Source organism: Streptomyces sp. SAT1, from assembly GCF_001654495.1.
Taxonomy (GTDB): domain Bacteria; phylum Actinomycetota; class Actinomycetes; order Streptomycetales; family Streptomycetaceae; genus Streptomyces; species Streptomyces andamanensis.
The window spans coordinates 5,749,246-5,774,787 of sequence record NZ_CP015849.1 but is presented as its reverse complement, the minus strand read 5'-3'; the positions used below and the strand labels follow the sequence as shown (position 1 = coordinate 5,774,787).

At 74.3% G+C, this 25,542-nt stretch carries 23 protein-coding genes and 2 riboswitches; of the genes, 7 read left to right on the top strand and 16 right to left on the bottom strand.

Translation table 11 applies throughout. From position 1 onward, the window contains the following. Positions 1-55 precede the first annotated feature (55 nt). The 3 genes from A8713_RS24790 to A8713_RS24780 all read left to right on the top strand — a co-directional run bounded on the left by A8713_RS24790 (position 56) and on the right by A8713_RS24780 (position 4,135). The gene (locus A8713_RS24790; protein ID WP_064535767.1) at positions 56-1,663 is read left to right on the top strand and encodes a DUF6801 domain-containing protein; all 1,608 of its coding nucleotides are present in this window, start codon (positions 56-58) and stop codon (positions 1,661-1,663) included. A gap of 91 nt (positions 1,664-1,754) precedes the next feature. Next, on the top strand, positions 1,755-2,708 hold the full coding sequence (locus tag A8713_RS24785) for a hypothetical protein (protein WP_064535766.1): 954 nt from the start codon (positions 1,755-1,757) through the stop codon (positions 2,706-2,708). Positions 2,709-2,926: 218 nt separating this feature from the next. Further along, a complete protein-coding gene (locus A8713_RS24780) occupies positions 2,927-4,135 on the top strand; it encodes a helix-turn-helix domain-containing protein (RefSeq protein ID WP_064535765.1) in 1,209 nt (402 codons plus the stop codon). A 323-nt stretch (positions 4,136-4,458) separates the two neighbouring features. On the opposite strand, the gene mgtA is transcribed toward A8713_RS24780, so the two are convergent. After that, entirely contained in the window at positions 4,459-7,128 is a 2,670-nt protein-coding gene (gene mgtA, locus A8713_RS24775) for a magnesium-translocating P-type ATPase (protein ID WP_064535764.1), read from the bottom strand. Beyond that, a complete protein-coding gene (locus A8713_RS24770; RefSeq protein WP_018564503.1) occupies positions 7,121-7,483 on the bottom strand; it encodes an ArsR/SmtB family transcription factor in 363 nt (120 codons plus the stop codon). The genes mgtA and A8713_RS24770 overlap by 8 nt, the downstream gene beginning before the upstream one ends. A 335-nt stretch (positions 7,484-7,818) precedes the next feature. Here A8713_RS24770 and A8713_RS24765 point away from each other — a divergent pair, with 335 nt between their 5' ends. After that, positions 7,819-8,085: a GlsB/YeaQ/YmgE family stress response membrane protein gene (locus A8713_RS24765; RefSeq protein ID WP_018564504.1), complete on the top strand. Its 267-nt coding sequence runs from the start codon at positions 7,819-7,821 to the stop codon at positions 8,083-8,085. A 113-nt stretch (positions 8,086-8,198) separates the two neighbouring features. On the opposite strand, the gene A8713_RS24760 is transcribed toward A8713_RS24765, so the two are convergent. Then, a complete protein-coding gene (locus tag A8713_RS24760; protein WP_064535763.1) occupies positions 8,199-8,921 on the bottom strand; it encodes a lytic polysaccharide monooxygenase in 723 nt (240 codons plus the stop codon). Positions 8,922-9,190: 269 nt separating this feature from the next. Here A8713_RS24760 and A8713_RS33650 point away from each other — a divergent pair, with 269 nt between their 5' ends. Beyond that, positions 9,191-9,349, top strand: a complete 159-nt coding sequence (locus A8713_RS33650) for a hypothetical protein (protein WP_173860786.1) — start codon at positions 9,191-9,193, stop codon at positions 9,347-9,349. 100 nt (positions 9,350-9,449) lie between these two features. Here the strand turns inward: A8713_RS33650 and A8713_RS24755 are convergent, their stop codons facing one another. The 4 genes from A8713_RS24755 to A8713_RS24740 form a co-directional block, all read right to left on the bottom strand. Further along, positions 9,450-10,991 (bottom strand): DUF4874 domain-containing protein, encoded by a 1,542-nt coding sequence (locus tag A8713_RS24755; RefSeq protein WP_064535762.1) that lies wholly within the window; start codon positions 10,989-10,991, stop codon positions 9,450-9,452. A gap of 94 nt (positions 10,992-11,085) precedes the next feature. Further along, on the bottom strand, positions 11,086-12,219 hold the full coding sequence (locus tag A8713_RS24750) for a bifunctional 2-methylcitrate synthase/citrate synthase (RefSeq protein ID WP_064535761.1): 1,134 nt from the start codon (positions 12,217-12,219) through the stop codon (positions 11,086-11,088). Positions 12,220-12,234: 15 nt separating this feature from the next. Beyond that, complete coding sequence (prpB, locus tag A8713_RS24745) at positions 12,235-13,143, bottom strand: methylisocitrate lyase (RefSeq protein WP_173860900.1); 909 nt, start codon at positions 13,141-13,143, stop codon at positions 12,235-12,237. Beyond that, on the bottom strand, positions 13,143-14,651 hold the full coding sequence (locus A8713_RS24740; RefSeq protein ID WP_064535760.1) for an MmgE/PrpD family protein: 1,509 nt from the start codon (positions 14,649-14,651) through the stop codon (positions 13,143-13,145). Before A8713_RS24740 ends, prpB begins: the two co-directional genes overlap by 1 nt. 177 nt (positions 14,652-14,828) lie before the next feature. Between A8713_RS24740 and A8713_RS24735 the strand changes: the two genes are divergently transcribed. Both A8713_RS24735 and A8713_RS24730 read left to right on the top strand, forming a co-directional pair. Then, positions 14,829-16,313: a short-chain fatty acyl-CoA regulator family protein gene (locus A8713_RS24735; RefSeq protein ID WP_064535759.1), complete on the top strand. Its 1,485-nt coding sequence runs from the start codon at positions 14,829-14,831 to the stop codon at positions 16,311-16,313. 4 nt (positions 16,314-16,317) lie between these two features. Then, on the top strand, positions 16,318-16,899 hold the full coding sequence (locus tag A8713_RS24730) for a histidine phosphatase family protein (protein WP_064535758.1): 582 nt from the start codon (positions 16,318-16,320) through the stop codon (positions 16,897-16,899). A 15-nt stretch (positions 16,900-16,914) separates the two neighbouring features. Here the strand turns inward: A8713_RS24730 and A8713_RS24725 are convergent, their stop codons facing one another. From A8713_RS24725 to A8713_RS24685, 9 genes are all read right to left on the bottom strand, one after another. Continuing rightward, entirely contained in the window at positions 16,915-17,265 is a 351-nt protein-coding gene (locus A8713_RS24725) for a hypothetical protein (protein ID WP_064535757.1), read from the bottom strand. A 179-nt stretch (positions 17,266-17,444) separates the two neighbouring features. Then, entirely contained in the window at positions 17,445-18,197 is a 753-nt protein-coding gene (locus A8713_RS24720; RefSeq protein ID WP_064535756.1) for a CbtA family protein, read from the bottom strand. Positions 18,198-18,218: 21 nt separating this feature from the next. Continuing rightward, positions 18,219-18,440 carry a CbtB domain-containing protein gene (locus tag A8713_RS24715; RefSeq protein ID WP_018564517.1) on the bottom strand — a complete coding sequence of 74 codons (222 nt, stop codon included), beginning with the start codon at positions 18,438-18,440 and terminating at the stop codon, positions 18,219-18,221. Positions 18,441-18,712: 272 nt separating this feature from the next. Next, positions 18,713-19,513 (bottom strand): enoyl-CoA hydratase, encoded by an 801-nt coding sequence (locus A8713_RS24710; RefSeq protein WP_064535755.1) that lies wholly within the window; start codon positions 19,511-19,513, stop codon positions 18,713-18,715. Beyond that, positions 19,510-20,430: a 3-hydroxyisobutyrate dehydrogenase gene (mmsB, locus tag A8713_RS24705; RefSeq protein WP_064535754.1), complete on the bottom strand. Its 921-nt coding sequence runs from the start codon at positions 20,428-20,430 to the stop codon at positions 19,510-19,512. Before mmsB ends, A8713_RS24710 begins: the two co-directional genes overlap by 4 nt. Beyond that, positions 20,427-21,503, bottom strand: coding sequence for an enoyl-CoA hydratase/isomerase family protein (locus A8713_RS24700; RefSeq protein ID WP_064535753.1), 1,077 nt, complete (start codon positions 21,501-21,503; stop codon positions 20,427-20,429). Before A8713_RS24700 ends, mmsB begins: the two co-directional genes overlap by 4 nt. Continuing rightward, positions 21,500-22,648: an acyl-CoA dehydrogenase family protein gene (locus A8713_RS24695; RefSeq protein WP_064535752.1), complete on the bottom strand. Its 1,149-nt coding sequence runs from the start codon at positions 22,646-22,648 to the stop codon at positions 21,500-21,502. The genes A8713_RS24700 and A8713_RS24695 overlap by 4 nt, the downstream gene beginning before the upstream one ends. A gap of 6 nt (positions 22,649-22,654) precedes the next feature. Beyond that, positions 22,655-24,178: a CoA-acylating methylmalonate-semialdehyde dehydrogenase gene (locus A8713_RS24690; protein WP_064535751.1), complete on the bottom strand. Its 1,524-nt coding sequence runs from the start codon at positions 24,176-24,178 to the stop codon at positions 22,655-22,657. Positions 24,179-24,421: 243 nt separating this feature from the next. Next, positions 24,422-24,595: riboswitch (cobalamin riboswitch) on the bottom strand. Positions 24,596-24,731: 136 nt separating this feature from the next. After that, positions 24,732-25,274 (bottom strand): DUF4430 domain-containing protein, encoded by a 543-nt coding sequence (locus A8713_RS24685; RefSeq protein WP_064535750.1) that lies wholly within the window; start codon positions 25,272-25,274, stop codon positions 24,732-24,734. 137 nt (positions 25,275-25,411) lie between these two features. Beyond that, positions 25,412-25,482: riboswitch (cobalamin riboswitch) on the bottom strand. Between the last annotated feature and the right edge of the window lie 60 nt (positions 25,483-25,542).

The window sequence follows — 25,542 nt, the reverse complement described above, 5'->3', positions numbered from 1 at the left end:
GCGGTTGCGGCCGGTTCGGCGCCCCTGTCCGAGAACGACCCGAGTGGAGCAGCAGATGACAGGCCCCCGTGCAGCCGAGCGGTGGACCCGGCGGGTCCGGGTCCGGGGCGCGACGACCGCCGCGTTCGTCGTGCTCGCCGCCATGGTCCCCGCCGCCGTCGCCGCGGCCGGGACCCAGCAGGTGGACACGGCACTGCCCTATGTGTGCGCCTTCCCGTCCGGGCACCAGCAGCCGGCGACGGTACGGGTCACGGCGGCGTTCCCGGACCGGGCGGCACCGCGCCGGACGATCCGGCCCACGGATGTCACCACCACGGTGGAGCTGCCGGCCGCCGCCGTGGCGGAACTGGGCGCTCCCGAGAGCGCCGAGGTGCGGGCCGCGACCCGGCTGAGCGTCGGCGTCACGCAGAACACCGCCTCGGCGCAGGCGACCTGGCGCGGCACCGCGGAGCCCGCCGCCGTGCCCGGCTCCGGGCCGCTCACACTGACCGCCACCGGCGACGTGCCCTCGATGACCGCGCAGAGCGCCGGCGATCTGACGCTGACGGCCCAGGGTCTCGACATCGACCTGGCGGTGTCCCCGGCGGACGCCACGGCCACCGCCCCGCCCCCGGTCACCCTGCGGTGCACCCTGGGCGAGGACGCGCCCGGCAAGGGCCTGCTGGCCACCGTGCCGGTGGACGGTCCGACGGCGGATCACTCCGGTGCGCCCTCCGGCTCCCCCGGCGGGCCGTCCGCCGGGCCCTCCGGCTCCGGTGCCCCGTCGGCGCCGTCCTCGGCCGCCGGGCGCTCCGCCGCGCCGGACGGCAACCCGCAGAGCGACCGGGCCCCGAAGCTCACCGGCAGCCTCTCCGATGCCACCACCGGCGGCACGAACGCCCCGCCGTGCCGCTTCGACGCCGGGCACCCCGCGGACGAGATGTCGCTGAACAGCTACATCACCGGCTACGCCAACGTACGCAAGCAGAAGGGCGCGTCGCTGATCCCGGTGTCCTGCGCGCTGATCGAGCAGGGCCAGCCGGACTTCCAGTTCCCCGAGGACGGCGGCCCGGCGGTCATCACCCAGCACTCCGACGGTCAGCTCCACTACCAGGGCAAGCAGCAGACCGCGCCGTTCAAGGCCACCTTCCTGACCTTCGACTTCGCTCCGGCCACGGCCACCATGGTGCTGGAGGAGACGGGTCCGCTGTCCATCGACTCCCGCGGCGAGATGGACATGACGACCTTCTACACCACGATGGACACCTACATCCGGGTCCCGCTGGTGCTCAGGGTCACCTCCCTGACCGTCAACGGCACTCCCCTCGACGTCGGTTCGTCCTGCCGGACCCGCACCTCGCTCAGCTCGGCCGACCCGGACCCGGCCAAGCACCCCGGCGACCACCTGGTGCTGCACGGCAGGGGCGAATACGCGCTGGGCGAGCCGGCGACCGGCTACATCCTGCTCTCGGGCGGCCCGCTGACCGGCGAGACGACGATCCCCGCGTTCACCGGCTGCGGCGCGGGCGGCGAGGACCTCGACGGCCTGCTGACGGCCTCGGTCTCCGGGCCGGGCAACTACATCAAACAGATCCAGGGCCAGACCTGCGGCCAGGCCAATCCGGTCGAGGGCCAGTGCACCAAGGACCTGGAGCCGGCGCAGATCCCGGTGCCCGAACGCTGACCCGCCGTCCGCCGCGCTCGCCCGGCACCCCCGGCACCCTGAACTCCCCTTCTCCGCACTCGTCCCCCGTACTCCCATGGAAGGCCATGCCATGAACCGGTTGTCCCGCCGCACCAGACTCGCCGCCACGACCGTCACCGTGCTCGGCACCGCCCTCGGCTCCTTCGCGGCCATGGGCACGGCCACCGCCGCGACCACCCAGCTGAACGGCGAGTGGGGGCCCTTCACCCGCTGTCCGGTGGGCGCCTCCGCGATGCTCGCCGCCGACGGTCTGGTCCAGACCCCGCAGTGCGTGGTGTCCACCTCGGCCGGCGGCTCCATCAAGCTGGGCAACACCACGGTGACGACGGGCCGGACCGAGCTCCAGATCGGGGTGGTGCAGAACGCGGACGGCACCAGCTCGGTGGTGGCCCCGCCGACCGGGGCGCTCATCGCCGACTCCGCGACCGTGCCCGGCGGTCTGCTCGGCCTGATGTGCCCGAGCAACATCCCCGCCGTCACGGCCATCTGCAACCAGATCGCCGACAGCAGCCTCAACAAGATCACGGCCACCGTGGAGTCCGTGGGCGCGCCCCACGACTTCAACCAGACCGCGGGCATCCTCACCGACGAGCCGATCGTCGCCATCCCGGTCCGCGTCCACCTGCAGAACCCGTTCCTCGGCTCCAACTGCTACATCGGCACCAAGTCGAACCCGATCGTGCTGCGCCCGCACAACGTGAACCTGCCCGACTTCGGCATGACCTTCTTCAAGGGCGACGGCACCCTCGCCGACGACGGCGACATGAGCCGGATCAACCTCACCGGCGCCACCCAGAACGACAGCACCTTCGCGGTGCCCGGCGCCAGCGGCTGCGGACTCGGCCTGCTCGGGCTGATCGACGCGGCCGTCAACCTCAAGACGGGCCTGCCCTCGGCCGCCGGGAAGAACAGCGTCACCCTGAACAACGCCCAGACCTACCTGGCCGGTCTGAACGCCCCCGGCGCCGCCGCCCCCGACGCGGGCAAGATCCTCTCGCAGAACTGGAACTCCGCCGTCAAGTAATGGCCGTACGGCGGCGATTATCAGCCGTCCCGGCCGGCCGCGCCGGTGCCTCGGCACCAAAGTGTGTCCAACCTGTGTACGGATCAAGGAAGTTGATTTAGCTTCACCTTTCACACAGGTCTGCACCTGGACCGGCCGCCTGTCACGCCCCGCGACGGCGGGTGACAGACGGCCGGTTCCCCACCGGGCGCGTCGGAAGAGCAAGGGACGACCAACTCATGCCTTCACCCGTACGGACACCGGAGGTCGGTGAACCGCTCGACCCCCTGCCCAAGGAGTTCGCGGCCTTCATGCGTCCGGAATTACCCGGACTCATGAAGGAGATACGCATCGAGGTCACCCGCGCCTACCCGGTCTACGGCCGGCTGCTCAACGGCCCCAACGCGGACGCCATCCGCCAGGGCGTCGAACAGGCCCTGTCCGCGTTCGTGGACCGGGTCGCCGAGCCCGGCAAGAACTCCGCCCTGCGCGACGAGCTGCTGCGCAAGTTCGGGCGCGTCGAGGCGTACGAGGGCCGCGAACTGGACACGCTCCAGGGGGCGTACCGGCTCGGCGCCCGGATCGCGCTGCGCCGGGCCAAGGCCGTGGGCCGCCAGTACAACCTGTCGCCCACGGTCATCCTGGCCTTCGCCGACGCCCTGTTCGCCTACGTGGAGGAGCTGGAGGCGGTCTCCCGCGAGGGCTACGTCGAGGTGCAGTCGCGGGCCTCCTCCGAGGTCTCCGCGCTGCGCAGACAGCTGCTGCACCTGATCCTGGCCGCTCCGCCGCTGCCCCAGTCGACCGTGTCCGGGCTGTGCGAGGCCGCCGCCTGGACGCTGCCCACCCATGTCACCCTGGTCGCCCTGCGCTCCCCCGCGCCCGACCATGTGGAGGCGGGCCTCGCCGGGGACGTCCTCGCCGATCTGGACATCCCCCAGCCGCATCTGCTCGTCCCGGGCGAACTGACCGCCGAGCGCCTGGCGATGCTCGACTCGGCGCTCGGCGGCACACACGCCGTGGCGGGCCTGACCGTGCCGCTCACCCAGGCCGCCGACTCCATCCGCTGGGCGCGGCGGGTGCTCCAGCTGATCGACGAGGGCGTCGTCGCCGACGCTCCGCTGGTCCGCTGCGAGGACCATCTGGTGACCCTGTGGCTGCTGTCCGACCCGCCGCTGGTCTCCCACCTGGCGGCCAGGGAACTCGCCCCGCTGGACGGGCTGCCCGCCAGCCGCCGCGACCGGCTCGTGGAGACGCTGCGCGTGCACGTCTCCACCCGGGCGCCGGCGGAACAGGTCGGCGAGATCCTCGGCGTGCACGCCCAGACCGTCCGCTACCGGCTGCGGAACCTGGACGCCCGCCTCGGCGACCGCCTCGCCGACCCCGGCCACCGCTTCGCCCTGGAAGCCGCCCTGCGCTCCCTGCACCTGCGCGACGGCGCCAAGGAGTGACGTACGCGGGCCCGACGGGAAAGAACCCGCACCCCGCCGCGCACCCCTGACCCACCCAGCAGAAAGCCCCGCGCCCTACACACCGACCCGCCCGGACGACACGACACACACCGCCGCACACCGCGCCCGCCGAAGCCGCGGGACGTCATCGCCGCGCGCACCGGGCCGGACAGACGGAGAACCGGACGCCGTCGCGCACCGGGCCATGCGGGGAGAGACCCCGCGCGCCCGCGCGCACCGCTCGCACCCAGCGGGAAGCCGCGCCCTCGCGCGCCGCGCCGCCGGGGTCCGGGGCACCCCCGTCGCGCGCCGGGGCGGGGCGGTCAGGTGGGGTCCGGGCCGCGGGTGTAGCGTGCCCTGGCCGCCAGGAGGGCCGCGGCGTAGAGCGCCAGGACGGCGGTGAGCAGCAGGTAGTACTCGCCCGGCAGGGCGGTCAGGCCGAGCGGCGGGCCCAGCGGGGAGGGTGGCAGGGTCAGGCCGATGGCGGCGAGCGCGCCCGCCGCCCACACGACGGGGCCGGGTCGGCCGGCCCCGGCCGTCCGGCGGCCGACCCGCAGCAGCACCATCACCAGCGCCTGGGTGAGCAGGTTCTCGGTGAACCAGCCGGAGTGGAACACCGCCTCGTCGTCCCCGGTCCCCGGGCCGTGCAGGGTGAGCGCGAGGACGGCGAAGGTCGCCAGGTCGGCGACGGCGTTCAGCGCGCCGAAGCCGGTGATGAAGCGCAGCAGGTGTCGCGGGTCCAGCACGGCGGGGCGCCGCAGGACGGCCGGGTGCGGCCGGTCGTGGGCGAAGGCGAGCTGGGCCGCGTCGAAGCACAGGTTCTGGATGAGGACCTGCGCGGGGAGCATCGGCAGGAAGGGCAGCAGCAGCCCGGCCGAGAGCATCGCGAGCACATTGCCGAGGTTGGACGACAGGGTGACGCGCAGATAGGTGGCGATGTTGTCGCCCGCGTGCCGCCCGGCGGCGACGGCGTGCGCGACGGCGGTGAGGTCCTTGCGCGCGAGCACCACGTCCGCGCTCTCCCGGGCCACGTCGGCGGCGTCCCGGGGCGCGATGCCGACGTCGGCGGCGCGCAGCGCGGGCAGGTCGTTGACGCCGTCGCCGAGGAAGCCCACGGTGTGTCCGGCCCGGCGCAGCGCCCGGGTGATCCGGGCCTTGTGCTCGGGGGTGCAGCGCGCGAAGACGGTCGTACGCCCGGCCGCAGCGGCGAGTTCGTCGTCGGTGAGGGCGTCGACACGGTCGGCGGTGAGCACGGCGTCCGGCTCGACGGGTATCCCGAGGTCGAGGCAGGCGCGCACGGCCGTGCCCGGATGGTCGCCGGTGAGCACCTTGACGGTGACGCCCCGGTCGGTGAGGACCCGCAGCGCGTCGGCGGCGGTGGGCGCCAGCGCGTCGCGCAGGGTGACCAGGCCGCGGAAGGTGAGCCCGCGGACGTCGGCGGGTGTGTAACCGCGCGAGCGGGCCGGGCGTTCGGCGGTGGCGACGGCCAGCACCCGCGCCCCGCGCCCGGCGTGCCGGACGGCGAGGGCGGACAGCTCCGCGCGCTCCTCCTCGTCGAGCGCGCAGCGCTCCAGGACCGCCTGGACATCGCCCTTGACGACCAGGGTGTGGCGGCCGAGCCGTCCGGGGGTCCGGATGACGGCGGTGGCCAGGCGGTGCGCGGGGGCGAAGGCGAGGGCCGCCGTGCCCTCGTACGCGGTGAGCGCGTCCTCGTCGGCCGCGTCGAGGATGGCCTCGTCGAGGGCGTCGGGTTCGGGCAGGTCGGCGAGTTGCAGCGTCCACCAGGCGTTGACGGCGGCCCAGTGCAGCACCTCGGGGTCGTCGTGGCCGTCCGGACCGAGGGCGCGGTCGAGGACCGGGCGGTCCTGGGTCAGGGTGCCGGTCTTGTCCAGGCACAGCACGTCGACGGCGCCGACGTCGTGCAGGGCGGGCAGCCGTTTGACGATCACGCCGTGCGCGCGGGCCAGCAGCGAGGCGCCCCTGGCCAGGCACAGGGTGACGAGGACCGGCAGCATCTCCGGGCTCAGCCCGACCGCCACCGCCACCGCGAACGGCAGGGTCTCCAGGCCGCGTCCGCGCAGCGCCGCGTTGGCGGTCAGCACCAGCGGCGGGGTGAGCAGCATGAAGCGGATGAGGATCCAGGAGATCCCGTGCACGGACCGGTCGAAGGCGCTCGCGGCGGGCCGGGCCCCGGCGCGGTCGTGGGCGGCGGCGAAGCGGACGTGCGGGCCGGTCGCGGTGACGACCGCCGTGGCGCCGCCGGAGGCCACGCTGCTGCCCAGGAAGCAGAGCTGCGGCTGTTCCAGCACCCCGCCGCCCGGTTCCGGCGGCAGATCGTCGGCGGTCTTGGCGACGGGCGCGGACTCCCCGGTCAGCGCGGCCTGGTGCACGGTGAGGCCGCTCGACCGCAGCAGTCGTACGTCGGCGGGGACGACGTCGCCGGGCCCGAGCCGGATGACGTCGCCGGGCACCAGCTCGGCCACGGGTGTCTCGCGGGCGGCCGGTACCCCGGCCCCGGCCCCGGCCCCGTCGTCATCCCCGTCCTCGCGCCGGACCACCGTGGCGGTGGTGGCGACCAGTTCGCGCAGCGCGGCGGCGGAGCGGTCGGCCCGGTGCTCGCCGGAGGCCCGCAGGGCGCAGCTGACCACGACGAGCAGCAGGATCACCGCGGCGGTGCCCCAGGCGAGGACGGCGGCGGAGACCAGTCCGAGGCAGCCGAGCACGGCGGTGAACGGATCGCGCAGGCTGCGGACGAACAGGCGCGGCCAGGACGCCTCGCGCCGGGCCGGGACGGTGTTCTCGCCCAGCAGCGCCAGCCGCTGCGCGGCCTGGGCCTCGGTCAGCCCGCGCGGGCCGCTGTCCAGCCCGCGCAGCACCTCCAGGACGGTGGGCGCGGGACGCCCCGGCGCCCATCCGGGCGGGGCCGCCGTCAGGATGGGCCGCCCCGGGTCCCCGTCCTGCCGCCGGCCCGGCGCCGCGCTGGTCTCAGCCACCGGTCCCGCGCAGCGCGCGCACGGGCGCCGCGGAGGTGCGGGAGCGCGCGGTCAGCTGCCCGACCATCACCCGTACGACGGTGACGACGTCCGGGTCGTCCACGTAGTACACCTGTCTACGGCCCTCGCGGCGCGAGCGCACCAGACCGGCGAGCTTCAGCTTGGCCAGGTGCTGGCTGACCGCGGGCAGCGCGCCGCCCACCCGGTCGGCGAGATGGGTGACGTCGCTCTCGCCCTGGGACAGCGCCCACATCAGGTGCAGCCGCGCCGAGGAGGCGAGCAGCCCGAACGCGGCCGCCGCGGAGGCCAGCACCTCGGCGGGCGGGTCCTCGAATCCCCCGGCGTTCCCCGTCACAGCGCTCTCCCGTCCGCCCGTCACCGTCCACCGCGTATGCGCCCACCAGTGTAGGTGTCCGCCGGGCCGCAGCGGGCCGCCGCGCCCCCGGGGTCCGGTGCGCGGTACGGCGTGGAGGTGGTTCGAGAGTTGCGCAATCCACCCACCGAGGTGGCCGGGCACGCTTTGCGCGGGCCAGTTCCGGTCGCCTGCCTGGCAGCGCTGTTGGCGGTAGTTCGAGCGTGCCTCTAGGCTTGCGCAATCACGCAAGCGGAACATCTGGAGCGGAACAGCGGACCGTGCGGCCACCGGGCCGGGCGGACCGCCGCGACCCGACTCGTCTGGAGGACGACAACGTGGGCGTCATCAGCTGGATCATCCTCGGCCTGCTCGCCGGGGCGATCGCCAAGATCCTGCTGCCCGGCCGCGACCCGGGCGGCCTGATCGGCACGACCCTCATCGGCATCGCGGGCGCCTTCGTCGGCGGCTGGCTCTCCGCCCGCTTCCTCGACCGCCCGGTGGAGAAGCACTTCTTCGACCTGCCCACCTGGGGTGCCGCGATAGGCGGTTCCCTGGTGCTGCTGGTCCTCTACCGGCTGCTGTTCGGCAACTCGCGGGACTGACCGGGGGTTTATCGGGGTTCACCGGGCCGGGGCGCCCGGCACGGCACGGCAGGTGGGGCGGCGCGTGACGCGCCGCCCCACCTGCCGTGCTCAGGGCCGCCGGGGCCGAGGGCTCACGCCGGGCAGGCGCCCAGGTCCTCCCAGACGCCCCACTGACCGGTGGTGCCGGGCTTGTCGCCGGTCACCCACCACTTGGCGCGCCAGGTGTGGCCGCCGTAGGAGACGCTGTCGCCGCCGTTGTAGACGTGCGCGGCGTCCCAGGCCGGGGCGGTGCAGGTGTCACCGCCGCCGGGGTTCCCGGGGTCACCGCCGCCGGGGGTGCCGCCGATGTTGACGTCGACGCAGGAGTAGAAGGCGTTGCCGGTGTCCGCGATGTTCCAGACGGCGAGCACCTTCTGCTTGCCGGTGAAGCTGCCGAAGTTCACCTGCTGGCTGACGTCGGCGGGCGGCTGCTGGCTGTGGCCGTCGAACTCGGCGATCTTCTGGCCGCCGATGAAGTACTGCCAGTTGGCCGTGGCGTGACGGGCGGTGTTGTGCCAGGTGAAGGTCGCCGAGCTGCCGACCGCGGTGACCTTCCAGCCCTTGCTGTCGTCGTCCAGCTCGGCGTACTCGGCGTGCCCGCCGCTGCAGCTCTGAAGGCCCTTGGGGCCCTCGACGCTCTGCGGCTCGTACTTGATCTGACCGCAGTCGACGACACCCTCGGCGCACTGCTCCTGACGGCTGGTGGGCAGGGTGACCCAGCCGTGCGCGCTGGCCGAGGCCGCGGGAAGGCTGACGGCGAGCACCGGGGCGACCAGGGCCCCGATCGCGACAGCGACTCGTCTTTTCGTGTTCATGCCACATCACTACCTTCGATGTACGGAACCGGCGCGCCGCCGGAACCGACGCCTGCGAGGCCACGTCGATGTAGGTCTAGACCTACGAAACTTGGTCTAGACCATACTCAAGGACCGGGACTGGTCAAGGGATTGGGCGATAACCAACTGGCAAAGCAGTGAGCCCACTTCACGGACGCCGGCCCGAAAGGTCGCCCTGACCCCGTCCGGCGATCGAGTTGACGCCCTGACTGAGGGGCCCTGAGTTCGACGGGTGTCCGGTGTTCCGGGTGCTGTTCCTGGAGGACGGCGCGGTGGTGGAGGACGGGAGCGTGGACGCGCTGCCGGCGTCCGGCGGGCGCTTCCACGACGTCCGGCGGCACCAGAAGCGCAGCGCGTCCTGGCGGCCGCGGGCCGCGCAGACGGCCGGTGGTCCGGGCGCGCCGTGAACGGGACGCCGTGAACGCGACACCGTGAACGGCGGGCGGTACCGCGCCCGCGCCGCACCGCCCGTCGCCCGGGGCCGCGCGGCCGGGGCCGTGTTCTGTTTCAGCGCCGGCCGAACGCCACCTCGCCGAGCACGTTCACCCCGTCGGCCACCGGCACCCCGGCGTTGGCCAGCCGCAGGCCGTATCTCCCGTCCCGGCCCTCGTCGGTGACGAGCAGTCCGAGGCGGTACGTGCCCGGGTGACGGGGCGCGGGCAGGGTGGCGCGCACCCGGGTGACCGGGACGGTGCGGTCCTCGCCGTCGAGCTCGGCGCGGCCGGAGGGCAGCCAGGCCCGCCAGTCCGTGCCGGCGTCGGCGCCGGCGGCGACGCGGCCGGACCGGTCGAGGAGCACGAGGCGGACCGGGCGCGGCCGCTTGGGCGCGGCGAACCCGGTGTTGGCCACGTCGAGTTCCACGTCGAGTCCGGCCCCGGAGCGCCGCCAGCGGGCCTGCCGGGCCTCGATGCGGTAGCCGAGGTGGTCGCGGAGGTACTCGAAGGCGGTGCGCTCGACCGCGCTGCCGTCGCGGCGGCGGAAGTAGCCGGTGGCGGCGGGCAGTCCGGCGGCCGCCACCTGCCGCTCGGTGAGGCGGGCGGTGCGCCAGCCCGGGATGGTCACGGTCGCGTTGTGGACCATCGACAGGGTGTCGAAGCGCAGCGTCTGGAGCCGCCGGGCGGCGGCGATCGGGTCGATGACCTCGCTCCAGGCGTACGGGTCGGTGCTCTGCCCCTTGTCCCAGGGCATCTCGCCGTCCACCGGGTGGTGCGGGGACACCGCCAGGTAGTCGGGCCAGCCGGGGTTGCCCGGGACGTAGTAGTCCCACTGCCCCTCGCCGAGGGTGAGGTAGTCGTTGTGGTAGCCGATCCGGTCCCGGGTCTGCCGGTCGGCGACCAGCTGCCGCTTCTCGGCGTAGCGGACCTGGGTCTGCACCATCGGCGGCAGCGCCGCGACCAGGCCGCGCATGATCTCGGTGACCGCGTCCGGGTGGTCCTCGTGGTCGTAGTGGCTGCCGTGCCACTCGCCCCAGGCGCCGAGGAAGCCCGCCTGCCACACGGTGACCACGTCGCTGTACCGCCCCACCAGCGGCGCCAGTTGGCGCAGATGGGCCTGGATGTGCTGGACGGTGTAGCGCCGGCCCTCGCGGACCCCGTCGTCGTAGGCGAAGCGCAGCACGGCCGTGGTGCGGGCCCGGCGCAGGCCCGCGAGGACGCGTTCGATGTTGGCGAGCGCGCTGTCGGGGAGCGCGGTGGTGGCGAAGTCCCAGAGGTAGAAGTACAGCTGGGTGACATGGGCGCCCTCGCCGTACTCGGCGCGCAGGGTGCGCAGGGTCTCCTCGACGTCCGGGCTGTGGTTCTGCTCGTTGGCCCACGGGCTGGTGAGGTCGATCGCGTTGTACGACATCTCGTAGCGGAAGCCGCGGTGCGGGGCGGCCAGGGCGTCCCGGCCGCCGGGGTCGTCGGCGCACAGGCCGCGATAGCGCACCGAGGCCCAGTCGCCGCGGCGGAGCGGGGCGGCGGCGGACGGGGTCGCGAGCACCGGCGCGGCCGCGGCGGCGGCCGCACCGGCGAGCAGGGTGCGGCGCGTGATCCTGGAGGGAGGAGTCATGTGCCGCACCCTAAGGATTGTTCTTTTCTGCTCGCAATGGGTGTGTAGCGATCACTTTTGAGCATTCGTGAGCCGTTCCCGGGCTCACCGGCGCTCAGTGCGCGATCGGCACCGGCCGCTGTCCCGGGCCCGCGTAGGCGGCCAGCGGCCGGATCAGGGCGTTGTGGGCGAGCTGTTCGGTGATGTGGGCGGTCCAGCCGGTCACCCGGCTCATCACGAACAGCGGGGTGAAGACGGGGGTGTCGAAGCCCATCAGGTGGTAGGCGAGCCCGGCCGGGTAGTCCAGGTTCGGGTGGATGCCCCTGCGGGCCCGCATGGCGCGGCGCAGTGCGGCGTGCAGCGTGGCCAGGCGGGTGACCCCGGGGTCGGCGGCGCGGGCGACCAGCCGGTCCAGGGCGTCCTGCATGATCGGGACACGGGAGTCGCCGTGCTGGTAGACGCGGTGCCCGAAGCCCATGATCTTCCGCTTGGCGGCCAGCGCCTCGTCCAGCCACTCCTCGGCGCGCGCCGGGTCCCCGATCTCCTCCAGCATGTGCATCACGGCCTCGTTGGCGCCGCCGTGCAGCGGCCCCTTGAGGGCGCCGATGGCGGCGGTGACCGCGCTGTAGAGGTCGGACAGGGTGGAGGTGACCACGCGGGCGGTGAACGTCGAGGCGTTGAAGCTGTGTTCGGCGTACAGGACGAGGGAGATCTCGAAGCAGCGGACCACCTCCGGGTCGGGCACGCCGCCGAAGCACATGTGGAAGAAGTTCTCCGCGTACCCGAGGCCGGGGTCGGGCGCGATGGGGTCGAGCCCGCGGCGGCGGCGCTGGTCGGCGGCGACCACGGTGGGCAGCTTCGCCAGCAGGTTCAGGGACTTGGCGTGGTGGGCGGCCGGGCTGCCGTCGTCCTCGGCGGGGTCCTCGGCGCCGAAGAAGCTGACGGCGGTGCGCAGCACGTCCATCGGGTGGCAGGTCCCGGGCAGCCGGGCCAGCAGTTCGGCGGTGGTGCGGTCCAGCGGGCGCAGGGCGCGCTCGGCGGCCCGGAACGCGGCGAGCCGTCGCGCGTCGGGCAGTTCGCCGTACCGGAGCAGGTGGGCGACCTCCTCGAAGGAGTACCGGGCGGCGAGGTCCTGCACCGGGTAGCCGCGGTAGGTGAGGGAGTTGGTCTCCTGGATGACGGTGGAGATCTCGGTGGTGTCGACGACGACACCGGCGAGTCCGCGGTGGATCTCGGCGCTGGTGGTCATGGGTCTGCCTTCGGGTCAGGTGCCGGGCGGGAGGGTGAAGTCGAAGACGGCCGAGTCGAAGGCCGCGTACTCCTCGTAGCCGAGGAGACCGTAGAGCCGGGAGCGGGTCTGCATCCGGGGCAGCAGGGACTCCTGGGTGCCCTCGGCGGCCAGGGTGCGCAGACCGTCCTCGACGGCGCCCATGGCGAGCCGGAGCAGGGTGACCGGGTAGAGCGCGATGTCGTAGCCGAGGTCGGACAGGGTGCGGGCGTCCAGCAGGCGGCTCCTGCCGAACTCGGTCATGTTGGCGAGCAGCGGCACGTCGACCGCCGCGCGGAACGCCTCGAACTCGGCCTCGTCGGCGAGGGCTTCGGGGAAGATCGCGTCGGCGCCCGCGTCGACGTACGCCTTCGCCCGGTCGATCGCCGCGGCCAGGCCCTCGACGGAACGGGCGTCGGTGCGGGCCATCAGCAGGAAGTCCGGGTCGCGGCGGGCGTCGACGGCGGCCCGGACCCGGCGGGTCATCTCCTCGCGGGCCACGACGGTCTTGCCGTCGAGGTGGCCGCAGCGCTTGGGGTTGACCTGGTCCTCCAGATGGAGTCCGGCCAGTCCCGCGTCCTCCATCAGCTGGACGGTGCGGGCCGCGTTCATCGGCTCGCCGAAGCCGGTGTCGGCGTCGATCAGGACGGGCAGGTCCGTCACCCGGGTGGTCTGCCGGGCGCGGTCCGCGATCTCGGTGGAGGTGGTCAGGCCGATGTCGGGCAGGCCCAGGTCGGCGGCGAGGACGGCACCGGAGAGGTAGGCGGCCTCGAAGCCGGTGTCCTGGATCAGCCGGGCGGAGAGCGGGTTCAGCGCGCCCGGCACGGCCAGCAGCCGGCCGCTCGCCAGCCGCTCGCGCAGGGCGCGGCGGCGCCGCTCGGGCGTGGTGCGGGTGTGCAGCAGCATCAGAACAGCCCCTTCGGCAGCCGGGCGTCGCAGGCGGCGACGGCCTCGGTGCCGACGGCCGGGAACAGCCCGTCGAGGTCGGCCGGGCCCAGGTCGGCCAGGTGCTCGGCGGCGCTCAGGAAGCGGTCCTGGTCGGCGGGGGCGACGACGCCCTCGGCGAGGGTGCGGAACTTGGCGGCGTAGGCCGGGCGGTCGAAGGGCCGGGCGCCGGCCGGGTGGGCGTCGGCGACGGCGAGTTCGTCCTCGACGACCGTGCCGTCCTCCAGGGTGATCACCGCGCGCCCGCCGAAGGCCCGCCGGTCCGGGTCCGGGTCGTGGTAACGGCGGGTCCACTCCGGGTCCTCGACCGTACTGATCTTCCGCCACAGCGCGACCGTCTCCGGGCGGGCGGCCCGCTCGGGGGCGTAGGAGCGCTCGTGGTGCCAGGTGCCGTCCTCCAGGGCGACGGCGAGGATGTACGGCACCGAGTGGTCCAGCGTCTCGCGGCTGGCCGCGGGGTCGTACTTCTGCGGGTCGCCCGCGCCGGAGCCGATGACGTGGTGCGTGTGGTGGCTGGTGTGCAGCACGACCGAGCGCACCCGCTCCAGCGGTCCGGCCTTCTCGCGCAGCCGCCGGGCCAGGTCGATGACCGCCTGCGCCTGGTACTCGGCGGAGTGCTCCTTGGTGTAGGTGTCGAGGATCGCGCGGCGCGGCTCGCCCGGCTCGGGCAGCGCCACGGTGTAGTCGGAGCCCGGCCCGTCCAGCATCCAGGCCAGGAAGCCGTCCTCGCCCTCGTAGACCGGCGACGGGGAGGTCTCGCCGCGCATCGCCCGGTCCACGGCCTCGATCGCGGCCTTCCCGGCGAAGGCGGGCGCGTACGCCTTCCAGCTGGAGATCTCGCCCTTGCGGGACTGCCGGGTCGCGGTCGTGGTGTGCACGGCCTGCTGGACCGCCTGGTACACCGTCTCGGTGGGCAGCCGCAGCAGCGCGCCGAGTCCGCACGCGGTGGCCGCGCTCAGGTGCGCCACGTGGTCGATGCGGTGCGCGTGCAGGCAGATGCCCTTGACCAGGGCGACATGGATCTCGTACGCGGCGACGGTGGCGCGCAGCAGATCGGCGCCGCCGCGCCCGGTGTGCTGGGCGACGGCGAGCAGCGGCGGGATGTTGTCGCCGGGGTGGGAGTAGTCGGCGGCCAGATACGTGTCGTGGAAGTCGAGTTCGCGCACGGCGGTGCCGTTGGCCCAGGCCGCCCACTCCGGGGAGACGCGGGCGCGGCTGCCGAAGACGGCGGCGCCCGGGGCGGCCCCCCGGTGGGCGGTGGCCTGGGCGCGGGCGACGGCGACCGGGCGGCGCAGCAGCGAGGCGACGGCGACCGAGGCGTTGTCGATGACCCGGTTGACGGCCATCGCGGCGCTGCCGGGGTCCGGTTCCCCGGTGGCGGTGGCCACCGCCGCGAGCTTCCAGGCGAGCTGCTGCTCGCGCGGGAGCCGGTCGGCGCTGGGACGGACGCGGACGTGGTGCTCGATCACAGGACTCCTCGGAGGGCACGCCGGGACGGACACCCTCAGCCTTCCCGGCGGCCCACCGCCCGGCCACCGCTCCACGTTGCGTAATCCGTACATCCGCGAGCCGCGGATCTGCGGAATCTGCGAATCCTGCGGATGCTATGTTCGCAGCCGGGTCAGTCGGGACCGGGAGGTGCGCGCATGGCCAGGGGACCGGCCGCCCGGAAGATCTACGCCCATGCCAAACTGCGCCGGCTGCGCCGCGAGCACGGGATGAACCAGGTCGACATGGCCCGCGCGCTGGGCCTGTCCACCAGCTACGCCAACCAGCTCGAACAGAGCACGCGCCCGCTGACGGCGCCGGTGCTGCTGCGCATCGCGGAGGTCTTCGGGGTCGACGCGGAGTTCTTCTCCGAGGCCGCCGAGGACCGGCTCGCCGCCGAGCTGCGGGCCGCGCTCGCCGACGAGGCGTGCGGGGTGCCGCTGCCCGCGCCCGAGGAGTGCGCCGAGGCCGCCCGCGACCATCCGGAGGTGGCCCGCGCCCTGGTCGCCCTGCACCGCCGCTACCGCGACGCCGCCGAGCAGGCCGCCGCCCTGGCCGCGCCCGGCGGCGGCCCGGAGGACCTGCTGCCGCCCGGCGAACCGCACGACGAGGTACGGGACTTCTTCTACGCCCACCACAACCACTTCGAGCCGCTGGACACCGAGGCCGAGCGGCTCGCGGCCGCGCTCGGCCTGCGGCCGGGCCGGGCCGCCGACCCGCTCGCCGTCCGGCTGGCCGAGCGGCACGGCGTGCGCGTGGTGCGGGCCGCCGCCGCGGGCCGCTCGGTGGACGCCCGGCGCTACGACCCGGAGACCGGGCTGCTGTTCCTCTCCCCCTGGCTGAGCGACGGGCAGCGCGCCTTCCAGCTCGCCACGCAGCTCGCGCTCCTCGGCCACGGGCCGCTGCTGGACCGCCTCGCCGAGGGCGCCCTGGGCACCGCCCCGGCGGAGTCGGCGGCGCTCGCCCGCATCGGCCTGGCCAACTACTTCGCCGGTGCCCTGCTGATGCCGTACACCGCCTTCCACCGGGCCGCCGAGGAGACCCGCTACGACATCGAGCTGCTGTCCGCCCGCTTCGGCGTTGGCTTCGAGACGGTCTGCCACCGGCTGAGCACCCTCCAGCGCACCGGGCGGCGCGGTGTGCCGTTCTCCTTCCTGCGCGTCGACCGGGCCGGCAACATCTCCAAACGGCAGTCCGCGACCGACTTCCACTTCTCCCGGCTCGGCGGCACCTGCCCGCTGTGGACGGTGTACGAGGCGTTCTCCGCGCCCGGCCGGATACTGACCCAGGTCGCGGAGATGCCCGACGGCAAGCGGTACTTCTGGGTGGCGCGGACCATCACCCGCGGCGGCTCCGGGCACCACGCCCCGCGCGCCGAGTTCGCCGTCGCGCTCGGCTGCGAGCTGCGCCACGCCCACCGGCTCGTCTACGCCGAGGGCATCGCCCTGGACGATCCGCGGGCCGCCACGCCCATCGGCCTGGGCTGCCGGATCTGCGAGCGCCGCGACTGCGCGCAGCGGGCCCGGCCCCCGGCGGGCGGCCGGCTGGCCATCGACCCCGACCGGCGCACGTACGTGCCCTACCCGGTCGAGTCCCGTACGTCCGACCCCGCCCGCGGCCCGTGGGCCGCACCCCAGGAGTGACCGCGTGACCAGCCGGGTCCTGCTCGTCTCCCCCGCCATGAACGCGTCCGTGCGGCAGGCCCGCTTCGACGACGGCGGCCCGCTGGAGGAGGGCGGCGCCGCGGCGGCGCGGTCGGCGGCCGGGTCGCTGCCCGTCGCCGCGCGCGTCCTCGTCTCCCCCGGCGCGCGGTGCCGGGAGACCGCCGACGCGCTGGGCCTGGACGGCGTGCGGTCACCGGCGCCCGCGGGCCTGGACGTGGGCCGCTGGCGGGGCCTCGCGCTGGACGAGGTGGGCGCCGCCGAGCCGGAGGCGCTGGCCCGCTGGCTCGGCGACCCCGCGAGCGCCCCGCACGGCGGTGAGTCCGTGGCGGACCTGTGCGGCCGGGTCGCGGGGTGGCTCGCGGCGGTGGCCGGGGCCGAGGGGCGCAGCGTCGCCGTGGTCGAGCCGGAGGTGGTGCGGGCGGCGGTCGTCGCGGCGCTGGGGCTGGACGCGGCCGTCTTCTGGCGGCTGGACGTGGCCCCGCTGACGGTGACCGAGGTCAGCGGCCGGGCGGGGCGCTGGAACCTGCGGCTGGGCCGGCCGCTGACCGCGCCCGCCGCGCCGTAGCGTGCCCCGGGCCGTTCAGGACACCGTGTCCCGGTGGGTGCGCAGCAGGGACTCGACGTCGCCGCACAGGCAGCGGCTGGGGACGTCTTCCGAAGGGGCTCCCGGGGTGGTCCCGTCCTCGGGCCGGTCCGCCGGGGCCGGGTGCGCGTGCCGGGAGCAGCCGGCCCGGTGCGCGGCGATCAGCGCCTCCAGGTCGTCCAGCAGCTGTTCGGCCTGCCTGGCCCGCTGGGCGAGCACCCGCACCCGGGCGCTCTGGCCGCCGATCTGCCGTCGGCTGGCGATCAGTTGCTCGTACTCCTCCACGGTCAGGGCGACCGCCGCGCGTCCGCCGAGTGTGATGTGACGCGGCCGGGGGGCTCTGGCCACTCGGCTCCTCCGCTCCTGGCTGGGGGTCCTCCGCACACGGTCGGCGGGCGGCGGTGCCGGGCCGGGGCCAGGCCGGGCCCGGTGCCGGGCCGGGGCCGTGTGCCGTGCGGATCGGTGTCCCGGAGAACGGCAGAGGGCCCCCGGTGGTTCCGAAGGGCCCTCTTGTGTCCGGAAAAGCGTCAGCGCGCGGCCGGAACCGCCCGCCCGGCGCCGGTCCCGGCCGGAGCGGGGGCCAGCAGCCGCTGGGCCAGCTCGCCGAAGAGCAGGCCGAAGCCGCCCCACAGCACGGACTGGATGGCCAGGGCGGAGAGCCGGAACCGCCACAGCAGATCGGCCGGGAAGTCCTTCGGGACCTCGTTGACGACCGGCAGGAAGGCATAGGCCAGGCCGATCACCACGGCGAAGGCGGCGACGGCGGCCACGGCCGCCCACCAGGTGCCCAGGGTGGGCGCCAGGCGCTTGCCGAGCAGCGTCGCGGCGACCGCGAGGAGCACGCTGAGGACCATCATCAGGAAGTACAGCGCGGTCCGCTTGCCGATGGTGTCGGGGTCGCCGACCGACGGCGGGTTGGCCGGGTACTTCAGGAACGGCACGACGTACACGGCGAGCAGGGCGCAGCCCGACAGCAGCAGCGCGGTCGCCCGGGGACCGAAGCGGCCCACCCGGCCCAGCGCGAAGCAGAAGGCGAGCGCGGCGATGCCGCCGAAGGCCACCCCGTAGACGAGGACGCCGGTGGCCAGGCCCGCCGTGGACTGGAGCGAGCGGGAGACGACCTCCATCTCGTGCTCGTGGGGGTGGGCGTCCTCGAAGGCGATGGCCTTGTCGACACCGGGCTCACCGAGGAGATAGGCGACGACGAGGGCGAGCACGCCCGCCGCCAGGCCCGCGAGCATGCCGCGGACCAGGAGGTTTCGCACAGTTGCGGAGTTCATGAGTGTGCGGCGCCCCTCGCGTCAGTGGCAGGGGAAGCCGAGCAGGTGGCGGGCGTCGTGCACCCACTCGTGGACGTCCGTGCCGCTGAACACGGAGGTGGCGCCCTGCTCGGCGCCGACGAAGTAGAGCAGGATCAGCATCAGGATGCCGAAGAAGACCGCCCAGGGAGCTATCGCCTTCAGCGGCAGCTTCGCGGGCAGGACAGGTGCGTCGGCGGTCGGCTGGGCGACATGCTGCGCCATGGCAGGGGCCTCCTCTGGGAGTTCGCGTCCCATCTCGGTGGTGCGCTGGACGACGGCCACGGGTCTGACTCGCGAGCGGCTCCGGGGAGCCGTCGCACACAGTGGCGCGACCGTGCCGGTTTCCCACCGGCTTCCGTCTCGCCGTCGTCGATATCGAACAGACGGTACCGCGTGCCGCCGCCCCGGCCAAGACCGCCTCCGGGAGGTGATCCCCGAACATGATCTCCCCTCCCAGCAGGGCGGACCGGGCGCGGCGGCACGCGGGCCGCCGCTCAGCGGTGGCGGAACTCGGGCGCTCTGCGGTCGACGAAGGCGCCCATGCCCTCCTTCTGGTCCTCGGTCGCGAACACCGCGTGGAAGAGCCGCCGTTCGAAGCGGACGCCTTCGGCGAGCGTCGTCTCGAAGGCCCGTCCGACGGCCTCCTTCGCCATCATCGCCACCGGCAGCGACATGCCCGCGACGGTCTCGGCGACGGCCAGCGCCTCGCCGAGCAGATCGTCGGCGGGCACCACCCGGGAGACCAGCCCGGCCCGCTCGGCCTCCGCCGCGTCCATGGTGCGCCCGGTCAGGCACAGCTCCATGGCCTTGGCCTTGCCGACCGCGCGGGTCAGCCGCTGGGAGCCGCCGATGCCGGGGATCACCCCGAGCTTGATCTCGGGCTGCCCGAAGACGGCGGTGTCGGCGGCGAGCAGGATGTCGCAGAGCATGGCCAGCTCGCAGCCGCCGCCCAGGGCGTAGCCCGCGACGGCGGCCACCGTCGGGGTGCGCAGCTGCCCGAGCCGGTCCCAGGCCGCGAACCAGTCGCTGAGGTACATGTCCAGATACCCCTGGGGCCGCATCTCCTTGATGTCGGCGCCCGCCGCGAACGCCTTCGCCGAGCCGGTGATGACGACGCAGCCGCACTCCGGGTCCCGGTCCAGCGCCTCGGTCGCGGCCACCACCTCGCGCATGACCGTCAGATTCAGGGCGTTGAGGGCCTCGGGCCGGTTCAGGGTGAGCAGGGCGGTGCGCCCCTTGCGTTCGACGAGGATCGTCTCGTACGCGGGAAGCCCGGCGCCGTTCCGCGTGCTCATCGCTTCTCCCCCTCTCCTTCTTGTTCTTGCCGGGTGCCGCGGTCCCGGATGGTGCGGACGATGCCGGAGAAGTCCTCGGTGGCGCCGACGCGTTCGGCGTACTCCTCGTACAACCGGGCCGCCGCGAGGCCCAGTTCGGAGTCCACCCCGCTGTCGCGGGCGGCCCGCGCGGCGAGTCCGAGGTCCTTGGCCATGAGGGAGGCGGCGAAGCCCGGCCGGTAGTCGCGGTTGGCGGGGCTGCCCGGGACCGGCCCGGGGACCGGGCAGTTGACGCTGAGCGCCCAGCACTGCCCGGACGCCGTGGACGCCACGTCGTAGAGGGCCTGGTGGGACAGGCCCAGGCGCTCGCCGAGCACGAACGCCTCGCTGACGGCGATCATGGAGACGCCGAGGATCATGTTGTTGCAGATCTTGGCCGCCTGCCCGGCTCCCGCGCCGCCGCAGTGGACGGCCTTCCTGCCCATGGCCTCCAGCAGCGGCCGGGCCTCGGTGAACTCCGCCTCGCCGCCGCCCGCCATGAAGGTGAGCGTGGCGGCCTCGGCGCCGACCACCCCGCCGGAGACGGGGGCGTCCAGCGACCGCATCCCGGCGGTGGCGGCCCGCTCGTGGGCCGTACGGGCGTCGGCGACGTCGATGGTGGAGCAGTCGACGAAGAGGGTGCCGGGCCGGGCCGCCGCCAGAACGGTGCCGTACAGGCCGAGGACGTGCCGTCCGGCGGGCAGCATGGAGACGACGACGTCGGCGTCCGCGACCGCCGAAGCGGCGTCGGCGGCGGGCTCGACGCCCGCGCGTACGGCGCTCTCCAGGGCCTCGGGCACCAGGTCGTGGCCCCGTACCCGGTACCCGGCTTTGACCAGGTTGGCGGCCATGGGCGCGCCCATGTGCCCGAGTCCGACGAACGCGACGGTCAGGCTCACCAGGCCACCTCCACGGTGCTGTCGGATCCGGCGAGCCCCAGTTCGCGGTCGCCGAGCGGGGCGAAGAAGCGGTCCACGTCGGCCGCGGTGACCTCGGCGAGGGTGCCGGGCGACCAGCGGGGCCTGCGGTCCTTGTCGATGACCTGGGCGCGGACGCCCTCGACCAAGTCGGGGGCGGCGAGCGCGGCGCAGGAGACGCGGTACTCCTGGTCGAGGACCGCCTCCAGCGGGCCCAGGCGCCGGGCGCGGCGCAGCGCGGCGAGGGTGACCTTCAGCGCGGTGGGCGACTTGCTGAGCAGGGTCTCGGCCGCCTCCTTCGCGGCGGCCTCGCCGCGGCCGAGGAGGCGGTCCAGGATCTCCTCCACGGTGTCGGCCGCGTAGCAGGTGTCGATCCACTCCCGCTGCCCGGCGAGGTCGCCCGGCGGCGGCTGCCGCACATGCCGGGCGAGCGCGTCGTGCACGGACAGCCCGGCGAGGTCGGCGGTGAAGGCGCCGAGCGCGGCGGCGGGCACATGGTGGTCGGCGAGCCCGCACAGCAGGGCGTCCCCGGCGCCGATCTGCGCGCCGGTCAGCGCCAGATGGGTGCCCAGTTCGCCGGGGGCGAGGCCGAGCAGATAGGTGCCGCCGACATCGGGGACGAAGCCGATGCCGGTCTCGGGCATGGCGACGCGCGCGCGTTCGGTGACGACGCGGACGCTGCCGTGGGCGGAGACGCCGACGCCGCCGCCCATCACGATGCCGTCCATGACGGCGACGTACGGCTTGGGGTAGCGGGCGATCCGGGCGTCGAGGCGGTACTCGTCGCGCCAGAACGCGGCCGCCGCGGTGCCGTCGCCGGTCTTGGCGTCGTCGTGGATGGCCCGGATGTCGCCGCCCGCGCACAGGCCGCGCTCGCCCGCGCCGCTGATGACGACGGTGGCCACCGCCGGGTCGTGCTCCCAGGCGGTCAGGGCCGCGTCGATGCGGCGGACCATCTCGTGGGTGAGGGCGTTGAGGGCCCGGGGCCGGTTGAGGACGATGTGGGCGGCCCGCCCGTCGGTGCGCAGGAGGACGGGGTCCTCGGTGCCGGTCACCGGAACGCCTCCGTCAGGCCGCGGGCCACGATGACGCGCATGATCTCGTTGGTTCCTTCCAGGATCTGGTGGACGCGCAGGTCACGGACGATCTTCTCGATGCCGTACTCGCTGAGGTAGCCGTAGCCGCCGTGCAGTTGGAGCGCGCGGTCGGCGACCGTGTACCCGGTGTCGGTGGCGAACCGCTTGGCCATCGCGCACAGGTACGGCGCCTGCGGGTCGCCGGCGTCCAGGGCGCGGGCGGCCTGCTGCACCAGGGCGCGGGCGGCGGCGAGTTCGGTCGCCATGTCGGCCAGCCGGAAGCGCAGCGCCTGCGCGTCGAGCAGCCGCTGCCCGAACGCCTCCCGGTCGGCGAGGTGGGCGAGGCTGCGGTCCAGGGCGCTGCGGGCGCCGCCGAGCGAGCAGGCGGCGATGCCGAGCCGGCCGCCGTTCAGGCCGTTCATGGCGATGCGGAAGCCGTCGCCCTCGCGGCCCAGCAGCCGGTCGGCGGGCAGCCGTACGCCGTCCAGGATCACCTGGCGGGTGGGCTGGGCGTTCCAGCCCATCTTGCGTTCGTCGGGGCCGAAGCCCACCCCGGCGTCGTCCTTGTCGACGACGAAGGCGGAGACGCCGTCCGCTCCGGTGCCGCCGGTGCGGGCCATCACGACGTACAGCTGGGAGGCGCCCGCGCCGGAGATGAACTGTTTGACGCCGCTGAGCACATAGGCGCCGCCGTCGCGGACGGCCCGGCTGGTGAGGGCCGCCGCGTCGGAGCCCGCGCCGGGTTCGGTCAGGCAGTAGCTGGCCAGGTCGTCCATGGCGCACAGCCGGGGCAGCCACCGCTCGCGCTGGGCCGGGTCGCCGTAGCGGTCGATCATCCAGGCGACCATGTTGTGGATGGAGAGGTATCCGGCGATGGCGGGGCAGCCGGAGGCGAGGGTCTCGAAGACGAGGACGCCGTCGGCCCGGCCGAGGCCGGAGCCGCCGGACTCCTCGCGGACGTAGACGCCGCCGAGGCCGAGCCCGGCCGCCTTGCGCAGGACGTCGACCGGGAAGTGCTTGTCGCGGTCCCAGTCCAGGGCGTGCGGTGCCAGGTGGTCCTGGGCGAAGTCGAGGGTGGTCTCCACGAGGGCCTGCTGGTCCTCGGTGAGCAGGGTGTGGGTCATGGTCGCTCAGCCCATCGTGGGGATGGTGAAGCTCGCGCCCTCGCGCAGCCCGGCGGGCCAGCGGGACGTGACGGTCTTGGTACGGGTGTGGAAGCGGACGGCGTCCGGTCCGTGCTGGCCCAGGTCGCCGAAGCCGGAGCGCTTCCAGCCGCCGAAGGTGTGGTAGGCGACCGGGACCGGGATGGGCACGTTGACCCCGACCATGCCGGTGTTCACCCGCCGGGTGAAGTCGCGGGCGGTGTCTCCGTCCCGGGTGAAGATCGCCACGCCGTTGCCGAAGGCGTGCTCGCTGGGCAGGCGCAGCGCCTCCTCGTAGTCGGCCGCGCGGACCACGGACAGGACGGGACCGAAGATCTCCTCCTGGTGGATGCGCATGTCGGGGGTGACCCGGTCGAAGAGGGAGGCCCCGGCGAAGAAGCCGTTCTCGTGCCCGGGGAGCACGAAGTCGCGTCCGTCCACGACGAGTTCGGCGCCCTCCTCCACCCCGAGGTCGACGTAGGACCGTACGCGCTCCACCGCGTCACGGGCGACCAGCGGGCCGAAGTCGGCCTCCGGGTCGTCGCTGCGGCCGATGCGCAGCGTGCCGATGCGCTCCTTGAGCCGGGCGACCAGGGCATCGGCGGTCTCCTCGCCGACCGGCACGGCGACCGAGATGGCCATGCAGCGCTCGCCCGCCGAGCCGTACCCGGCGCCGACCAGCGCCTCCACGGCCTGGTCGAGGTCGGCGTCCGGCATCACGATCAGGTGGTTCTTGGCGCCGCCGAAGCACTGGGCGCGCTTGCCGTGGGCGGCGGCGGTCGCGTAGACGTGCGCGGCGACCGGGGTGGAGCCGACGAAGCCGAGGGCGGCGACGCGGGGATCCTCCAGCAGGGTGTCGACGGCTTCCCGGGCGCCGTTGACGACATTGAGGACGCCCGGCGGCAGGCCCGCCTCCAGGAAGAGCTCGGCGAGCCGCAGCGGCACCGAGGGCGCCCGCTCGGACGGCTTGAGGACATAGGCGTTTCCGCAGGCCAGGGCGGGTGCGGCCTTCCAGAGCGGGATCATGGCGGGGAAGTTGAACGGGGTGATGCCGGCGACCACACCGAGCGGCGAGCGCAGTGAGTGCACATCGATGCCGGTGCCCGCGTTGTCGGTGAACTCGCCCTTGAGCAGGTGCGGGATCCCGGCGGCGAACTCGACGACCTCAAGGCCGCGCTGGATGTCGCCGTGGGCGTCGGCGACGGTCTTGCCGTGCTCGGCGGAGAGCAGCCGGGCCAGGTCGTCCTTCTCCTGCTCGACGAGTTGGAGGAAGCGCAGCATGACCCGGGCGCGGCGCTGCGGGTTCCACTCGCCCCAGGCGCGCTGGGCCTCGGCGGCGACGGTGACCGCCGCCTCGGTCTCGGCCCGGTCCGCCAGCGGTACCCGGGCCTGGACCTCTCCGGTGTTGGGGTCGTACACGTCGCCCTGGGCCCCCGAGGTGCCCGGGACGTTCTCGCCGCCGATGAAGTGGGTCAGTTCCCGTACGCCGGCGGGGTGGTGCGGACGGATCATGGGTGCCTGCTCTCGTCAGGTGAGGGTGATCCAGGACGGCGCGCGCGACCGGCGCACGGGCCGCTCATGTACGCGGGCGTGCGCGGGGGTGGTCGGCGCGGAACGCTGAGGACGCCGGGCCGTCAGAGCGTCGGGCCGGGACGGTTGAGGCCGGTGGCGGAATGCGGGGAGCCCCCGCGGCGCAGCTCGCCGGGATCGTGGAAACGCACCGGTGCCATGCGTGTCAGCTCCATCCTCGTGGACCACACGGAACATCCCGCGGCCGGTATCCTGACTCCCGGATCAGCGCGCGCCGTCCGCCTTCCCGACATCCAGCTCGTCAGTGGCGTCCTGCTCGACGGCGTACTCCCCGGTCACAGTGGCGGGACCGTGCCGGAATCACACCGGCTTCCCTGCACCGCGGGCCTACGTCCCCAGAATATAGTTGGACGTCCTAGTAAATCCAGTGCCACGGGTGGTGCCGTACCGGATTCCCGCCGAAGCGGACCCCCGCCGGGGCTCCGGACCGGCCGGAGGAGCGGCGCTCCCCCGGCCGCCGGGCGACGGGCGGCCGTCAGAAGGCCGTCCAGGTGAACGCCACCGTGTCCCCGGCGTTCAGCTCGAACTGGCAGCCGCCCACCGGGGTGGGCGTGCCGTTGACGGAGATGTTCCAGTACGCCGAGCCGCCGCCGCTGACGTTCTTGATGCTGTCGACCGAGTAGTCGTCGAACGACGCGTACCAGGCGCCGTCCCAGCCGAAGTGCCGCTTGCGGGCGGCGTCGTCGAGGGCGGCGGTGGGCGTCGGCACGGCGGAGGGGTGGGCGCCCCCGTTCGTCCCGTCGCATCTGTGCGTGCCGCCCGTCGCCGTGGTGACGTCGTGGCCGCGGGTCCGGACCTTGCCGTGGAACAGCGGCCCGTCGGGGCCCTGCACGGTCAGCGTCACCCTGACCGGGGCGTTCGTGCCGTGCGCGGCGTGCGTGTCCGGTGCGCCGTGGGCCTGGGCGGTGGCCGGCGCGCCGGCCAGGGCCACGCCGAGGGCGACGGAGGCGATGAGCGTACGGCGTATGCGGATACGGGAGGTGAGCGAGGCGCGTGAGGTGCCGGAGGTGTGTCGCACGGCGGGAGCCTTCCTGGTGTGGGCGGCCCGCAGCCCCGTCGCCGAGCGGGCGGAGCGGACACCGCCGCCGCCTCGGGCGAGACTCTCGGCTTCGCGCTGCAGACCATGACAGGGAGAAGCGGTTCACGGCGCGCCCCGGGTGTCCCGACTCGCGGCCCACCGGCCGCACACGGTTGCAGGTCAGCGCCGGAATCCCACCGGCTTCCCCCAGGCACGCGCCCTATGCGGTTGTCGTACACACGGTCCATCCGCTGAACGCGCGGGCGAA

Coding starts and splice junctions, on each gene's coding strand:
- A8713_RS24720 (WP_064535756.1), bottom strand. CDS start 18,197: ATGAACTCCGCAACTGTGCGAAACCTCCTGGTCCGCGGCATGCTCGCG.
- A8713_RS24695 (WP_064535752.1), bottom strand. CDS start 22,648: ATGACCCACACCCTGCTCACCGAGGACCAGCAGGCCCTCGTGGAGACC.
- A8713_RS24760 (WP_064535763.1), bottom strand. CDS start 8,921: ATGAACACGAAAAGACGAGTCGCTGTCGCGATCGGGGCCCTGGTCGCC.
- A8713_RS24780 (WP_064535765.1), top strand. CDS start 2,927: ATGCCTTCACCCGTACGGACACCGGAGGTCGGTGAACCGCTCGACCCC.
- A8713_RS24785 (WP_064535766.1), top strand. CDS start 1,755: ATGAACCGGTTGTCCCGCCGCACCAGACTCGCCGCCACGACCGTCACC.
- A8713_RS24750 (WP_064535761.1), bottom strand. CDS start 12,219: ATGACCACCAGCGCCGAGATCCACCGCGGACTCGCCGGTGTCGTCGTC.
- A8713_RS24710 (WP_064535755.1), bottom strand. CDS start 19,513: ATGAGCACGCGGAACGGCGCCGGGCTTCCCGCGTACGAGACGATCCTC.
- A8713_RS24755 (WP_064535762.1), bottom strand. CDS start 10,991: ATGACTCCTCCCTCCAGGATCACGCGCCGCACCCTGCTCGCCGGTGCG.
- A8713_RS24690 (WP_064535751.1), bottom strand. CDS start 24,178: ATGATCCGTCCGCACCACCCCGCCGGCGTACGGGAACTGACCCACTTC.
- prpB (WP_173860900.1), bottom strand. CDS start 13,143: ATGCTGCTGCACACCCGCACCACGCCCGAGCGGCGCCGCCGCGCCCTG.
- A8713_RS24735 (WP_064535759.1), top strand. CDS start 14,829: ATGGCCAGGGGACCGGCCGCCCGGAAGATCTACGCCCATGCCAAACTG.
- A8713_RS24790 (WP_064535767.1), top strand. CDS start 56: ATGACAGGCCCCCGTGCAGCCGAGCGGTGGACCCGGCGGGTCCGGGTC.
- A8713_RS24715 (WP_018564517.1), bottom strand. CDS start 18,440: ATGGCGCAGCATGTCGCCCAGCCGACCGCCGACGCACCTGTCCTGCCC.